This is a genomic window from Collinsella sp. AF02-46-1 (assembly GCF_003465825.1).
GTDB lineage: Bacteria > Actinomycetota > Coriobacteriia > Coriobacteriales > Coriobacteriaceae > Collinsella.
In genome coordinates this window covers 81,464-96,787 of record NZ_QSBV01000009.1, presented here as the reverse complement: position 1 = coordinate 96,787, position 15,324 = coordinate 81,464, and the positions used below count along the sequence as shown (strand labels likewise).

13 protein-coding genes and 1 tRNA gene are annotated in these 15,324 nt (G+C 61.5%); 4 read left to right on the top strand and 10 right to left on the bottom strand.

Translation table 11 applies throughout. The features are described 5' to 3' along the window. Positions 1-60: 60 nt before the first annotated feature. Positions 61-1,515, top strand: a complete 1,455-nt coding sequence (locus DWV20_RS05295) for a sugar nucleotide-binding protein (protein WP_118256536.1) — start codon at positions 61-63, stop codon at positions 1,513-1,515. Between the two features lie 37 nt (positions 1,516-1,552). On the opposite strand, the gene DWV20_RS05290 is transcribed toward DWV20_RS05295, so the two are convergent. Genes DWV20_RS05290 through DWV20_RS05280 form a run of 3 tightly spaced genes read right to left on the bottom strand, consistent with a single transcriptional unit; the run spans position 1,553 to position 5,891 of the window. After that, positions 1,553-3,961, bottom strand: coding sequence for a YfhO family protein (locus DWV20_RS05290; RefSeq protein ID WP_118256535.1), 2,409 nt, complete (start codon positions 3,959-3,961; stop codon positions 1,553-1,555). Continuing rightward, on the bottom strand, positions 3,945-4,913 hold the full coding sequence (locus DWV20_RS05285) for a glycosyltransferase family 2 protein (protein WP_117759321.1): 969 nt from the start codon (positions 4,911-4,913) through the stop codon (positions 3,945-3,947). Before DWV20_RS05285 ends, DWV20_RS05290 begins: the two co-directional genes overlap by 17 nt. A gap of 6 nt (positions 4,914-4,919) precedes the next feature. Next, positions 4,920-5,891, bottom strand: a complete 972-nt coding sequence (locus DWV20_RS05280) for a glycosyltransferase family 2 protein (RefSeq protein WP_117759319.1) — start codon at positions 5,889-5,891, stop codon at positions 4,920-4,922. A 160-nt stretch (positions 5,892-6,051) separates the two neighbouring features. Between DWV20_RS05280 and DWV20_RS05275 the strand changes: the two genes are divergently transcribed. From DWV20_RS05275 to DWV20_RS05265, 3 genes are all read left to right on the top strand, one after another. Then, a complete protein-coding gene (locus DWV20_RS05275) occupies positions 6,052-6,897 on the top strand; it encodes an ABC transporter permease (RefSeq protein ID WP_231501564.1) in 846 nt (281 codons plus the stop codon). A gap of 11 nt (positions 6,898-6,908) precedes the next feature. Then, complete coding sequence (locus DWV20_RS05270) at positions 6,909-7,676, top strand: ABC transporter ATP-binding protein (protein WP_006236046.1); 768 nt, start codon at positions 6,909-6,911, stop codon at positions 7,674-7,676. A gap of 54 nt (positions 7,677-7,730) precedes the next feature. Then, a tRNA-Arg gene (locus DWV20_RS05265) sits at positions 7,731-7,807 on the top strand. 104 nt (positions 7,808-7,911) lie between these two features. Here DWV20_RS05265 and aroQ read toward each other — a convergent pair. The 7 genes from aroQ to DWV20_RS05230 form a co-directional block, all read right to left on the bottom strand. Beyond that, positions 7,912-8,349, bottom strand: coding sequence for a type II 3-dehydroquinate dehydratase (gene aroQ, locus DWV20_RS05260; protein WP_022094776.1), 438 nt, complete (start codon positions 8,347-8,349; stop codon positions 7,912-7,914). Between the two features lie 64 nt (positions 8,350-8,413). Further along, entirely contained in the window at positions 8,414-9,664 is a 1,251-nt protein-coding gene (locus DWV20_RS05255) for a shikimate kinase (RefSeq protein WP_118256534.1), read from the bottom strand. Continuing rightward, the gene (pheA, locus tag DWV20_RS05250) at positions 9,665-10,810 is read right to left on the bottom strand and encodes a prephenate dehydratase (protein ID WP_118256533.1); all 1,146 of its coding nucleotides are present in this window, start codon (positions 10,808-10,810) and stop codon (positions 9,665-9,667) included. A 43-nt stretch (positions 10,811-10,853) separates the two neighbouring features. Next, on the bottom strand, positions 10,854-11,951 hold the full coding sequence (aroC, locus tag DWV20_RS05245) for a chorismate synthase (RefSeq protein WP_117654844.1): 1,098 nt from the start codon (positions 11,949-11,951) through the stop codon (positions 10,854-10,856). A 1-nt stretch (position 11,952) separates the two neighbouring features. Then, positions 11,953-13,272, bottom strand: coding sequence for a 3-phosphoshikimate 1-carboxyvinyltransferase (gene aroA, locus DWV20_RS05240; protein WP_118256532.1), 1,320 nt, complete (start codon positions 13,270-13,272; stop codon positions 11,953-11,955). After that, positions 13,266-14,372: a 3-dehydroquinate synthase gene (gene aroB / locus DWV20_RS05235; protein ID WP_118256531.1), complete on the bottom strand. Its 1,107-nt coding sequence runs from the start codon at positions 14,370-14,372 to the stop codon at positions 13,266-13,268. The genes aroA and aroB overlap by 7 nt, the downstream gene beginning before the upstream one ends. 36 nt (positions 14,373-14,408) lie before the next feature. Beyond that, complete coding sequence (locus tag DWV20_RS05230; RefSeq protein ID WP_117564237.1) at positions 14,409-15,323, bottom strand: prephenate dehydrogenase/arogenate dehydrogenase family protein; 915 nt, start codon at positions 15,321-15,323, stop codon at positions 14,409-14,411. Position 15,324 lies beyond the last annotated feature (1 nt).

Here is a 15,324-nt window from a genome sequence, read left to right as displayed (position 1 = left end):
GCATGGGGATGATCCTGCGGCACCGCGAGGGGCGCCCGCAACACGATTGGAATTAACCACATGGCTGACATCGAATTCGAGAAGGACCTGAAGGTCGCGGAGACCGGCATCGAGGGCCTCAAGGTCGTCGACCTGGCCGTCCACGGCGACTCGCGCGGCTGGTTCAAGGAGAACTGGCAGCGCGCCAAGATGTGCGCGCTCGGCATCCCCGATCTCAAGGTCGTCCAGAACAACATCTCCTACAACGACAGCCGCGGCGTCACCCGCGGCATCCACGCGGAGCCCTGGGACAAGTTCATCTCCGTGGCCCGCGGCTCGGTCTTCGGCGCATGGGTCGACCTGCGCGAGGGCAGCGAGACATTCGGCAAGGTGTTCACCTGCACCCTGGACCCGTCGAAGGCCATCTACGTCCCGCGCGGCGTGGGCAACTCCTTCCAGGCGCTCGAGGACGGCACCGCCTACACCTACCTGGTGGACGCCCACTGGTCGCTGGAGCTCAAGAGGACCTACACCTTCGTGAACCTCGCCGACCCCGAGCTCGCCATCGAGTGGCCGATCCCGCTGGACCAGGCCACCGTCTCCGAGGCCGACCTCAACCACCCGATGCTCAAGGACGTCGTCCCCATGGCGCCCAAGAGGACCCTCGTCACCGGCTGCAACGGCCAGCTGGGCCGCGCGGTCCGCAAGCTCGCCGAGGAGCGCGGCGTCGCCAAGGACTTCGACTTCTGCGACATCGACACCTTCGACATGTCCGACCCGGAGGCCTATTCGCAGTACGACTGGTCGCTCTACGGCACCGTCATCAACTGCGGCGCCTACACGGCCGTGGATAAGGCGGAGACCCCCGAGGGCCGCGTTGTCGCCTGGAAGGCCAACGCGACCGGCCCCGCCCTTCTCGCCCGCACCTGCGCCGGGCACGGCATCACGCTCGTCCACGTGTCCTCCGACTACGTCTTCGACGGCACGGCCGAGGTCCACACGGAGGAGGAGCCCCTCAGCCCGCTGTCCGTCTACGGCCAGACCAAGGCCGCCGGCGACATCGCCGTGGCCGGCTGCCCGCGCCACTACATCATGCGCAGCTCCTGGGTCATCGGCGAGGGACACAACTTCGTCAAGACCATGAAGGCGCTGTCCGACCGCGTGGCCGACCCCGAGGATAAGCTCACGCATGTCACGGTCGTTGACGACCAGTTGGGACGCCTGACCTTCACGCGCGACATGGCGGAGGCCATCTTCCACGTGCTGGGGGCGCACGCCCCCTACGGGACCTATAACTGCACCGGCTCCGGCGCGGTCAAGTCCTGGGCGGACATCGCCCGCGCCGTCTTCGAGGCAGCCAACGGCAACGGGGAGAAGGTCGTGCCGGTACCGACCGCCGACTACTACGCCAAGGCCGAGGGCCCCATCGCCCCGCGCCCGGTCCACTCCGCGCTCGACCTGTCCAAGCTTGAGGCCGCCGGCTTCCACATGCCCGACTGGGAAGAAGAGCTGAGGGAGTACCTCAAGACGCTCTAGCCACTATTAACTTTTCGAGCGTAAAAGCCGCCGCTTGTTAACGGCGGCTTTTCTTATGCCTGGTGAATAGCCCCGCTGCAACAAGGGCGGCGGCGGTCGCCAGACTCACTGCAAGCCCCGCAAGGGCGCCCGGAGTCTTGTAGGTCATCACGATCTTATTCGCGCCTTTCTGCATGTTCAGGGATGACAAGCCCTTATCGGCGGCGGGCGTTAGTTCTGCGGCGGCTCCGTTTACCGTTACGTTCCAGCCCTCATCGTACGGAACGCTCAGCAGCAGGTTGCCGTCATCCTTGGCGGTATACTCGCCTTCGATCCTTCCGTCCTCAAAAACCGTCGGAACAAATTCGCTCATCTTAAGCTCGTTAATAATCTGCTCGAAAACGTCCAGATTGAGGGCGTAAAAGACCGGCTCATTGTCTTGGGGCATGTCTGTATAGCCCTCTGCGACTCCGATTGACACCGTATGCTGGCTCGGGGAGTCCGATGCATCCGCAATCTGGCGGATATTATTGTCGAATCTCCAGGCCTCGTTTCCGATCGTTCGCTGGTCGATGGTAAGGGTGACGGGCCAATAACTGCCGGCGGTCGCATCTTTGTTGATGTAGAGATACCCGATGGAACCCGACGGCACGGTGGCGTTCCACTGCCTTAAGTTCTCGTCATCCTCCGTGTTTTTGGCCTCGATTTTGGTATAGAGCATTACCTCGCGGCCCAGGATTTTGCTGTAGAGGTCGTTTTGCTTTTCGAAGGGGTTCTCGCCCTTCAACGTGCAGTTTTGAATGTCATTGGATGTCATGACACCAACGCTGAGCGCATAGGGGTTCTCGTACACCGCACTTGCTGTATCGGCTATTTCAGTCATTGCCGCGTATCCCGAAGGCGCGTGCTCGGCGATGGCGTACTTGACTCCCAACAGGGCATCAACGGCAAGAATGGGCTCGGCATAACGGGTCGAGAATTCGCCGACGCTGCTGTATCCAAGGGAGTTGAGCAGTGCGATGGCCTGCGGGTTGTTGGCAGACGAATACGAAGACAACTGGTTGTACCCAAGCGCCAGGCCTTCGTTGAGGGCGGCGCTGTCGACGCGTGTGGTCGTGCGGTCAATGCGATAGAACGACGCCGAAGTCTGGTCTTGAATGGTCGTGATAGTGTCGGTTGCGGTGGCGACATAGGCGCTGTTGGCTTTTTCGGAATAGCCTGTGTACAGCTGGTTCCACATAACATGGGCGTTGGCAAACAACTCAATGGCGGTTAGTGCCAGGAGGGGCATGATGACGACGGGGCGATAGGCTTGACGCAATTTAGGCTGGTTTTTGAGCGCATGCAGCGCGTGTCCTGCGGCCCACAGCGCAAAGAAGCTCAGCAAAAAAGCCGTGCGCGAGTAGAAGCCGTTGGGAACGCGCATGCCGCACCAGATGTACTCGAGCGGGCTCAAAACGGAGCTTGCGACCAGGATTATCGTGACGACGAGTGTTGCGATGCGCGTCTTGATCGAAACCGTGCGGTTAACCAGCAGGCTCACCGCAAGCAGCATCATGACGATGCCGCAATAGAACTGCGGTGTGCTTTCGTTGCTTACCCACATGCAGGGAAGAAAGCCCCTGATGAGCGACTTGAGGCTGGTTTTAAGTAGGGGGCCGAGTGCTAGAACGGGACCGCCCTTGGACATGGCAAGGATGGTCGGCAAAAAGGTCCAGGCGGACAGAAGCAGTCCGAGCGCGATAGCCCCGGCGAATCGCAGGGCCCGATCGAGCATGAGCTTCCAGCTAAAACCTTCTTCTGCAACATAATCGACAAATTCGACCAATACGAAGATGCAGAGGAACAGGATGCTGATGTAGGCCGTATACCAGCAGAACATGACATTGAGCGCCGTTGCGATGACGAGGCGGATCATGCGCTGCTTGCGGATGAGCTCGTAGCATCCGTAGGCGCAGATGGGCAGCAGGATGAGGCAATCGATCCAGAGCGGGTTGCGTAGGTTGCTGATGGTCCAGCTGCAAAACGTGAACGAGAGGGAAAGCAGGAATGCTGCGGGCTTGGGTAGGTCAAAGCGCTTTTGCACATACCAAGCGCTGCTGATGTGGATGCAGCCCAGTTTGAGCGCGGAGATAACAAACACGAAGAGCGTTAGCTTGTCTGCGGGAAACAGCGCGCAGAGCAGGTTGAAGGGGCTGGCGAGGTAGTAGCTATAGAGCCCCCATGTGTTCATGCCGAGTCCTTGCGAGAAGGAATAGCGAAGGCTTGCCTCGCCTAAAAGGACGCGCCGGAACCAAGCAAAGAAGTCGATGTATTGGTATTTGAGATCGTTGGTGAGAAACGAGTTGTCGCCAAAGGGGTAGACATGCCCTGCCACTGCAAGTGCGACAAAGAGTGCGACGGAAAATGCGAAGCAGGCGGCGTAGAACGCCACATTCTTGAGCGTGCTGTTATTGGGCCGTGTCATCAGATTCCTCGTTGGATTCTCGAATGATATAGATGGGACGTCGCTTGGTTTCCAAGTAGGCTTTTGCCAAGTATTCACCTATGATTCCCAGGCACAGAAGCTGCATGCCGCCAAACAGCGTTATGAGGCAGGCGAGCGACGGCCATCCGCCGACGGGGTCGCCCCAGACAAGCGTCTTTACTAGGATGACGACGAATCCCAGAATAGCGATGAGGCAGAAGACGATACCCGTGAGGGCGGCGAGGGAGAGCGGTGCCGTGGAAAACGCGACGATACCGTCGATGGAATAAAGGAGCAGCGACCAAAAGCTCCATTTGGTCTCGCCGGCCACGCGGTTGACGTTTACGTAGGGGAGCCATTTGGTCTTGAAGCCGACCCAGCCGTAAATGCCCTTGGAGAATCGGTTGTATTCGCCCATGGAGATGATGGCGTTGACCATAGGCCGCTTCATGAGCCTAAAATCGCGTGCTCCGTCGACGATGTCGGCCTTGGAAATGCGGTTGATGATCTTGTAGAACATACGGGCACAGAACGACCTGATGGGAGGTTCGCCTTTGCGGGTGGTCCTGCGCGTTGCGACGTTGTCGTAGTCTTCGGTCTGCAAGATCTCGTACATCTGCGGCAGGAGCGAGGGCGGGTCCTGCATGTCGGCATCCATGGTGGCGACATAGTCGCCTTTTGCGTGCTGGAGTCCGGCGAGTAGTGCCGCCTCCTTGCCAAAGTTGCGCGAGAAAGAGTGCCAGCGGATGGCGTATGGATGCGCCGCCGCGGCTTCCGCCTTCATGACGGCGAGCGTTTTGTCTGCCGAGCCATCGTCGATGAGGACGGCTTCAAAGGAGATGCCGGGGTCTTGCCGGGTCATGATGCGAACGACGCCATCGAGCTCTTTGAGAAAGATCGGAAGTGATTCCTGCTCGTTGTAACTCGGTACGACGATGGAGATGAGCGGCATGGTGGTTTACCTCTCGCTTGGCTTGGAAGTAGGGTGGCCGGGCTGGTCGTCGTAGGCGTACTTGCTATATACGTTGACCTCCCACTGCTTTTTTTCGACCTTTGCTACAGAATCCAGGATGAATCCGGTTGCAAGGCTCAGGCCGCACAGGAACATAAACGACGCGGCGAGCATGGCGGTGGGGAAGCGCGGAACGAGGCCGGTCTGGAAATACTCGACAACGATGGGCATGCCCAGGGCGAGGCCGATCACCGCAAACAGAAGCGCGACGAGGCTGAAGAACTTCAGCGGGCGGTAGTCCTTGAACAGCGTGCCGATCATCGCGACGACTTTAATGCCGTCGCTCACGGTATTGAGCTTGGACTCGGAGCCTTCCGGACGGTCGCGGTACTCGATGGGCACATCTTTGATGCGCCAGCGGTGGTCGACGGCGTGGATCGAGAGCTCGGTTTCGATCTGGAAGCCCTCGGAAAGCACGGGGAAGGTTTTGACGAACGGGCGGCTCATGGCGCGGTAGCCGGTCATGACGTCATCGAAGCTGTAGCCATAGATCCACTTGATCATGGCGCGGACCAGATTGTTGCCAAAGCCGTGGAAGGCACGCTTGTTCTCCTCGGCGTAGGTGCCGTTGGAAAGGCGGTCGCCTACGGTCATGTCGGCCGTGCCGTTAAGGATGGGCTCGCAGAGGGCTTTGGCAGCCTCGGCGGGATAGGTGTCGTCGCCGTCGACCATCAGGTAGCAATCGGCGTCGATATCGCGAAACATCTGGCGGCACACGTTGCCCTTTCCCTGACGGGGCTCAAAGCGGACCGTGGCGCCGTGCTCGGTGGCGATGCGTGAAGTATCGTCCGACGAGTTGTTGTCATAGACATAGACCGTCGCTTGCGGAAGCTCGCGGTGAAAGTCGTCGATGACTTTGCCGATCGTGAGGGCTTCGTTGTAGCAAGGGATGATGACGGCGATGGATTCAGAATTCACTCAATGCTCCTTATACTTTCAATCCTTGAAAGTATAGCCGTTTGGGCTTGGCATCCTAAGATGTGGGTTAGTTCTCCAGTTTTGTTGCGCGAATCGTTTGCATGGCCGTCGGGTCTATACTGTTCGTTTGTCAACGATTACGAGTAAAGGAGTTGCATCCGTGTCGGATCAGACAAAGCAACAAGAAACTCGCAGTCTGCCTGCGACGTTTGCTAAGAACGAATTTGAGAAGGACGCGTTTATCCTTCGTCAGCTGGTTACCAAGGATTTTAAGATCAAGTATCGCCGTAGCGTTCTGGGCGTCGCATGGTCGGTTCTCAACCCGCTGCTGATGATGATCGTCATGGCCATCGTGTTCTCGACGATTTTTGGCCAGGGCCGCAATGGATCAATGACGCCCGAGATGTACCCGCTGTACTTGATCGTGGGTAACGTTACCTTTGCCGTCATGTCCGAGTCCACGAACCAGGCCCTAACGTCGATCGTGGGTGCTGCCCCTCTGCTCAAGAAGGTTAAGGTGCACCGCTGGGTCTTCCCGGTGCAGAAAGTGCTTTTCTCGCTGGTGAACTTTGCCTTCTCGCTGGTCGCCGTCGCCATCGTCATGCTGTGGTTCCGCGTTATGCCTTCTTGGCACCTGATTCTGCTGCCGGTTTGCCTGCTGCTGCTTATGTGCTTCTGCATGGGCCTGGGCATGATGCTCTCTGCCCTTACGGTCTTTTTCCGCGACGTTATGCATCTGTGGAGCGTAGTCATTACGGCGTGGACTTATATTACGCCCATCTTCTGGACGACTGACTATATTGCGCAAATGCCGCATCTCGTGCGTATCTTGATGTATGCGAACCCCATGTACAACTACCTGCAGTTTATGCGCGATATCTTTCTGTTCCAAACTACGCCCTCGCTTATGACGTTTGGTATGTGCGCTGCTTGGGCGGTCCTTGCGCTTGTTATTGGCTATACCGTGTTCCATAAGTCCGAGCGCAAGTTCATCCTCTACATCTAAGGAGTGCTGTGATGACTGAATCTGTTGTTGATTACAGCGAGCAGCCTCTGGCTGTCGAGGTCGACGACGTCACCATGATCTTTAACATGGCGTCTGAGTCGCTGACCAACCTCAAGGAGTACTTCATCAAGCTCGCCAAGCACGAGTTGTTCTTTGAGGAGTTTAGGGCGCTTAAGCATATTTCGTTTGATATTCATCGTGGCGAGGTCGTGGGTCTGGTTGGCACCAATGGCTCCGGCAAGTCTACGATGCTCAAGATTATCGCTGGCGTGCTTGAGCCAAGCGAGGGCAGCGTTAAGGTGCACGGTAACATCGCGCCGCTGATTGAGCTTGGTGCCGGCTTTGATCCCGAGCTGACCGCCCGCGAGAACATCTATCTGAACGGCGCCCTGCTCGGCTATACCAAGGAGTTCATCGACGCCAACTTTGACGGCATTATCGAGTTCGCTGAGCTTCAGAACTTTGTCGACATGCCGCTTAAGAACTTCTCCTCGGGCATGGTTGCGCGTATTGCCTTTGCAATCGCGACGATTACCGAGCCCGATATTCTGATCGTTGACGAGACGCTGTCCGTCGGTGATGTGTTCTTCCAGCAGAAGTGCGAGGCCCGCATCCAGCACTTTATCCAGAGCGGCGACGTGACGGTTCTGTTCGTTTCGCACTCCATGGAGCAGGTTGAGCGCATCTGCCAGCGTGCCGTTTGGATTGAGAAGGGTGACCTTCGCATGGATGGCCCGGTCGATGAGGTCTGCAAGGCGTACCGCGAGCAGTTCAACTAGGTTATAATTATCTGCGCCTGACAGGCTTGCGCTTGCTTGGGCGTGCGGTTATTTGCTCCATTAGCTCAGTTGGATAGAGCAGGGGACTTCTAATCCCAAGGTCGACGGTTCGAATCCGCCATGGAGCACCATCGTTTATTAAGCCCGGACCGCTTGGTGGTCTGGGCTTTTTTCATCTTGTATGCTGCTGAAGCCGAGCGCGAGCAAGCCGCTGCTGTTTGTTGGGGTTGGCATTTTACTTTTCCAGATGCTCTTTCAACAGCTCTAGCGCATGTGCGTAGCCCTGCAGGCCTTCGCCGGTGATGGTGGCGAAGCAGGCCAGGCGTGCATAGCTCACCTGGCGGAAGTCCTCGCGTGTCTCTACGGCGCTGATGTGTACCTCGACGGCAGGGATGGCGACGGCCTTGAGGGCGTCGAGGATCGCCACGCTCGTATGCGTGTATGCCGCCGGGTTGATGACGATGCCGTCGACCTTGCCGTAGGCCTCCTGGATCTTGTCGACGATGCTGCCCTCGTGGTTGGACTGGAAGACCTCGACCTCGTCAAAGCCCTGCGCGGCGCCCGCCTCCTGGCAGATCTGGACCAGGCGGTCGTAGTTGTCGCTGCCGTAGATACCCGGCTCGCGAATGCCGAGCATGTTGAGGTTGGGGCCGTTGATGACGAGTGCTTTCATGTTTGCTTCCTTTGCAGTCGAGAAACCGCCACATAGGTGCCTGTCCCCTTTGTGGTGGTTTTGGCTAGAGAGCGGGTGGGAGGGTGTCGAGGAGGGCTTGGGCGGTGTTGGCGGCGCAATCGCGCGAGTCGATGAGGTAGTCGGCCCAGGCGCGGTAGCGCGGCATGCGCTGCTCGGCCAGCTTGTCGATGCCATCGCGGGCGGTGATGGGGCGACCCTTGTGGGCGAGTTCGTCGAGCTTACGGTTGAGCATCACGATCTGGCTGTTCTGGTGCAGTAGCGGGTAGTTCTCGTCGCGCGTGACCACGCCGCCGCCCGTGGAAAGCACCAGGCCGCTGCGCTTGGAGATGCCGGTCAGCGCCGCCGTCTCCTGCTCGCGGAAGGCCGCCTCGCCGCGCTCGACGATAAAGTCGGCGCAGGGCATGCCCAGGCGCTCCTCGAGGGCGCGGTCCAGGTCGATGTGCTCTCGCCCCGTGAGCAGGGCAATCTGCTCGCCCACGCGGGTCTTGCCCGAGCCCGGCATACCGATCAGCGCGATGTTCTGTTCGCGGCGTGACAGGCGCTCCGTTACGTCCAGAATGCGCTCACGCGGAGTGACCTGGCCGGTGTAGCGCTCAACGGCTTGCGCCGCCTGGGCCACGAGCATGAGCAGGCCGCCGATGCAGGGGATGCCGCGGCGCTCGGCCTCGAGCATCAGGCCCGTGCGTGCAGGGTTGTAGACAATGTCGATGACGCCCTCGAGCGCATCGAGCCCCTCGAGCGTGCAGGGGGCATCGGGACAGTGGGGGAACATGCCGGCGGGCGTGCAGTTGACGAGCAGTGCGGCGTCGGACTGCTGCGCGATGTTGTCGTAGTTGACTTCGCTCGTGCGGCCGACCGGCACGACGATGGCGCCCAGGTCGCCGAGCACCATGCTGGCAGTGGTGCCGGCGCCACCGGTGGCACCGAGCACGAGGGCCTTCTTGCCGGCAACCTCGACGCCCAGCTCCTCGACCAGGCATTGGAAGCCAAAGTAGTCGGTGTTGTCGCCGCGCAGGCGGCCGTCGGGCAGGCGCGTGATGGTGTTGACGTTTCCCATACGCTCGGCGAGTGGACTCAGCTCGTCCAGGTATTCCATGACGGCGCGCTTGTAGGGGATGGTCACGTTGGTGCCCTCCCATTCGTCACCCGTCATAAAAGCCTGGAGGTCCTCGGGCTCGCGCTCAAATCGTACGTACTCGAGCCCCGCGAGCTCCTTGTAGATGGTCGGGGTGTAGCTGTGGCCCAGCACGAGGCCCAGCACTCCGTAGGGGCGGGTTGCGGCGACATCGGTCATCTAGAGCACCTCCGTGTAACTGCCAAAGTAGGTGAAGCTCTCGCACACGTCGTCGATGGAATCGAGCAGGTCATCGAGGGTCTTGCTGCCAAAGGGGCAGTCCAGGTCAAAGTAGAACATAAACTCAAAGTCGTGCCCGGGGATGGGGCGGCTCTCGAGCTTGATGAGGTTGATATTGAGCGCGTAGAAGCGCTCGAGTACGCGATAGAGTGCGCCCGGCTCGTTGGCCGTGGTAATCATGAGCGAGGTGCGGTTGGCGCCGGGGTAGACGCGTGGCTCGCGGCTGATGACGACAAAGCGCGTGTAGTTGTTGTCCGAGTCCTGGATGTTGGGCTCCAGTACCTCCAGGCCGTAGAGTGCGGCGCAGCTGCGCGATGCGATCGCGGCAACATCGGTGCGTTCGGAGCTGGCGACCATCTCGGCCGACATGGCCGTGTTGGGGTACTTGGTGGCGTGCAGGTCGTGCGCCTCGATAAAGCCGGCGCATTGGGCAATGGCCTGGCCGTGGCTGTAGACCTCGTGCACGTCCGCAAGCTTGGCGCCGGGCTTGACGAGCAAGTTGTGGTCGATTTTGAGGCGCAGTGAGCGCACGATATGGAAGTCGAACTGGGCGAGCAGGTCGTAGACGGCGTTAACCGAGCCGGCGGTGGAGTTCTCGATGGGCAGCACGCCAAACTCGCAGAAGCCGTCGCGCACGGCGCGCATGACGCCCTCGAAGGTCTCGAAGAACGCGATGTCGGGCACGTCGAAGAGTTTGCACGCGGCGATTTGACTGTAAGCGCCCTCAACACCCTGGCAGGCGACGGTGGCCGTCTGGGGGAAGGGCGTATCGAAGGCCTCGGCCGTGGCGTGTGCCCTTTGCGAGACCGTGATGCCCTTGAGCTCGTTGATATAGCGCTGCTGCTCGGCCTTGCTCATGCTCATGAGGAGACGGAACAGGGTGATGGTCTGCGCCTCGTAGCGCTCGGGCGCGCGGCTGGCGAGGTTGTTGAGCTTGGAGCGCTCACGGGCGGGGTCGAAGACGGCCTTGCCCATCTCGATTTTTGACTTGGCGACCTCGGTGGCAATGTCCATGCGCTCGACAAAGCTGTTGAGGAGCGTGGTGTCGATGGCATCGATGGCCTGGCGGATGTCAGCAAGGTCCATGGAGACCCCTTTCACGTGTCGGGGGATGTTGAGGGGTGGGTAGTTAGCGCTGGGCGGCGTCTTCGAGGAGGGCGTCCCAGATGGCAAGGGCGGCGGCTGCCTCGGCTACGGGGACAGCTCGGGGGACGATGCAGGGATCGTGGCGGCCGTGGACCGAGAGCTCGGCATTTTCCATAGCGTCCATGTCCACCGTCTGCTGCTCGCGGCCAATGGAGGGCGTCGGCTTTACGGCCATGCGCCACATGACGGGCGCGCCGGTCGAAATACCGCCCAGGATGCCGCCGGCGTTGTTGGACTCGACCTCGATCTCGCCGGTCTCGGCATCGATGCGATACGGATCATTGTTCTCGCTGCCGCGCATGGCGGCCACGGCAAAGCCCATGCCAAACTCCACGCCCTTTACGGCGGGAATGCCAAACGCGATCTGCGCGATGCGGTTCTCGATGCCGTCGAACATGGGGTCGCCGATGCCCGCGGGAAGCCCATAAATGCCGCACTCCACGATGCCGCCGATGCTGTCGAGTTCGTCGCGTGCGGCTAGGATCTCCTCGCGCATGCGGCCGGCTGCGGCGGCGTCAATGCAAGGAAGATCGTTCGTTTGGATCGCTTTGCGGTCGGCCTCGCGATAGACCATATCGTCCATCGGCAGGTCGGAGATACCGCCGATCTGCGCGACGTGCGCCATTACTTTAATGCCGCGGGCCTCGAGTGCCTGCAGCGCAATGCCGCCGGCGATGCACAGGGGTGCCGTTAGGCGGCCGGAGAAGTGCCCGCCACCGGCGACATCGTGCATGTTGTGATACTTCACGCGCGCAGGGAAGTCCGCATGTCCGGGGCGGGGCTTGCGGCGCAGCTCGGAGTAATCCTTGGAGCGCGTGTTGGTGTTCTCGATAATCGCGGCGATGGGCGCGCCGGTGGTATGTCCATCGACCACACCGGCGATGATGTGGGCGGCGTCGGCCTCGCGGCGTTTGGTCGCGGTCTCGTCGCGACCGGGGGCACGACGGTCAAGGAAGGCCTGCAGCCGCCCCTGGTCAACAGCGATGCCCGCCGGAATGCCATCGAGGGAGCAGCCGATGGCGGGGGAGTGCGACTGGCCGAAGATGCTTAAGTGCAAGACGTTGCCAAAGGTCGAGGACATGCTATTCCTCCTCGAGTGTGACCTTGCCGCCCAGCAGGCGGTAGTGGTCGAAGAAATCGGGATAGGACTTGTTGACGGCCTCGGCGCCGTGGATCACGACCTCGCCGGTGGCGCGGCTCGCGGCGATCGCGGCCATCATGGCGATGCGATGGTCGTTGTGCGAATCGACTTCGCCGCCGGTGAAGGCATCGACACCCTTGATGATGAGGTCATCGCCGGCAATGCGCACCTGCGCGCCCAGCGCGGTGAGCTCGCGGGTGGTGGTGACCAGGCGGTCGGATTCCTTGATGCGCAGACGGGCGCAATCGCGGATAAAGGTGCGGCCCTGTGCCAGTGAGGCCACGGCCGAGATGACGGGCACCAGGTCCGGAATGTCGTGGGCACTCATCTCAAAGCCGGCGAGCTTGTCGGACTGCACGGTGGCGGCGTTGGTGGAGCGCACGATGCGGGCGCCAAAGCGCGAAAGCGCGGCAAGCACGTTACGGTCGCCCTGTGCGGAGCTTAGCGACACGCCCTCGACGGTGATTGGGTCGGTGCCGATGGCACCGGCGCACAGCCAAAAGGCAGCGTTGGACCAGTCGCCCTCGACGGCTACGCTGCCGGGCGTGCGGTACGAGCCGCTGCTCACGCGGAAGTTCGTGACCTCGGGCTGGCCGTCCTTGGCCGGAATACGCTCGACGTTGACCTCGACGCCAAAGGCCTTCATGGCCTGGATCGTCAGGTTGATGTAGGGACGGCTCTCAATGAGGCCGGTTACCTGCACGCAGGAGGGCTGGGCCAGCAGCGGGGCTGCCAGCAGAAGGCCGGAGATATACTGCGAGCTCACGTTGCCCGGAAGCACAAAGGTGCCCGGGCGCATGCGGCCGCTCGTCTTGAGCGGAAAACCGCCCAGACCCTGTAGGTCGCAGCCGGCGGCGATGATCTCGTCCGAGAGCGGGGAGAGCGGGCGGGCGCCCAAGCGCCCCTGACCCACAAAAGTTGCTTCTGCACCCAGCGCGCAGGCGACAGGCAGCATAAAGCGGAGCGTGGAGCCGCTTTCACCGCAGTCAAGCGTGCCGCCGGCAAGGGCCTTGAGCAGGCCAAACTCAACACTCTTCATGGTGGGGTGGACCTGGAAGCCGTCCTCGACGGTCTCGATGCGAGCACCCAGGGCCGTAAGGCAACGCACCGTGGCCTCGATGTCGGCGCAGGTGGTATTGCAGGTGACGTGTGTCTCGCCGTTGGCAAGCGCAGCGCAGATGATCAGGCGATGCGCCATCGACTTGGACGCGATGGCGGGAACGGTGCCCTTGAGCGGGGACGGGGTGATGCGGGCTAGCATGCGGATGCGTCTCCCTTCTGGCCGAGGCCCTCGGCAATGAGTTCGTGGAAAGTGGAAAGCGGTGTGCGGTCGATGCTGCAGCGGCCAATGCCGTGCGGAATCACCAGGTCGATGGTGTCGCCCGCGCGCTTCTTGTCGTGGAGCGCCTCGGCAAAGACGGTATCGGCATCTAGGTCGCAGCGGGTCTTGAGGCCATGGCGGGCGCAGAGCTCCTCAATACGACCGGGCAGTGCAGCATCGCAAGCGCCGTGCAGGGCCGCGGCGCGCGTGATGATGCCCATGCCGATCGACACGCAGTTGCCGTGTCCCAGCTCAAAGTGCTCGCAGGCCTCGACGGCGTGTCCGGCGCTGTGTCCAAAGTTGAGGAGCTTACGCTGGTTGGTTTCGCGCTCGTCGGCGACGACCACGGCGCGCTTGATGTCGATATTGCGGGCGATGATGAGCGCTACGCGGGCCACATCGCGGTTGAGCAGCTCCAGCGTGAGCGGGGTCTTCTCCAGCTCGGCGAAAAGCTCCGGGTCGGCGATCACGGCGTGCTTGACGACCTCGCCGCAGCCGTCGGCGAACTGCTCGGGCGTGAGGGTGGCCAGGCACCCCACGTCGGCAATAACCACGCTCGGCTGCCAAAAGGCGCCGGCCAGGTTCTTGCCGGCAGCCAGGTCTATGGCGGTCTTGCCGCCCACCGACGAATCCACCATGGCGAGCAGGCTCGTGGGGATCTGCACAAACTTGCAGCCGCGCATGTAGGTGGCGGCCACAAAGCCCGCCACGTCGCCCACGACGCCGCCGCCGAGTGCCACGATCACGTCGGAGCGCGAAAGCTCGTGCTCGGCCACAAACTCCAAAATGGCAACGTAGGTCTCAGCGCGCTTATGGGCCTCGCCGGCCTCGAAGGTGCAGATGCTCACCTCGTAGCCTGACGCCTCCAGGCTCTGCTTAACGGGCATCTGGTAGAGCGGGCCCACGTTGGTGTCCGTCACGATGACGGCCTTGGTGCCGCCGGCGGTGGCGCGCACGAGCGGCCCCGCCTGCTCCAGCAAAAACGTGCCAACATGCACCTGGTAGGGGCGTGCAGTGTCGATATCGATGGTAATCGCCATAAGCTTCGGTCCTTTCGACCTGGCGTGATGGGTTGTCTAGTGGGAGGCCTCGTCGTCGAGTGCGCGCTTAATGCGGTCGCCCTCGGCAAGGAGATTCTCCAGATAGCGCTGGTCGCGGTCCTTGAGCGCGCGGCTGTAGGCGCCAAGCGATTCGATCAGATGGTCGATCTCGAAGGCGAGCGCGTCGGCGTCGTCGATCATGAGCTCGGACCACATTTGCGGATTGAGGTGCGCCACGCGGGTGAGGTCGCGGTAGCTGCCGGCCGAAAAGCCGTGGTGGACCTGAGCGGTCGGGCTCTTAACATAGGCGTTGGAGACGACGTGCGCGAGCTGGCTCGTAAAGGCGATGACGCGGTCGTGCTCGGCGGCGCTGGTCACGCTGAACTTGCCAAAGCCCAAGGGGCGTACCATCTCGCGCACCTGGCCCAAAAGCTCCAGTTTGAGCGCATCGTCCACCGCGGGCGGTACGAGCACGAGCGGGGCGCCCTGGAACAGGTCGGCGCGGGAGTGCGCATAGCCCGAGTACTGCGTGCCCGCCATGGGGTGCGCGCCCACAAAGTAAAAGCCGTGCTCGCGGGCAAGCTCAAAGGCGCGCTCGCACACGATGCCCTTGACGCCCACCGTGTCGATCACCACGGGGCCCATGATGGCCTCGGTGTCGGTGGCGTCGGCGAGCGCCTGGGCGTGCGCCTCGAGCCACTCGATGCATGCCTCGGGATAGCAGGCAAGGACGATGATGTCGCATTCGCCGAGCGTCTTGTCGTTAAGCTCTCCGGCGACAGTGCCCATGCTGGCGGCCGTCATGACATCGTCATCGGGGTCCCAGGCCAGCACGCGGACGCCCGCCTGCGCATAGCCGCGGGCAAAGCTGCCGCCGATGAGGCCCAGGCCGACGATGCCGGCGCACTTGGGGCCGCCCTGGTTAACGCGCGCGTTTCTCACTGTACCCATG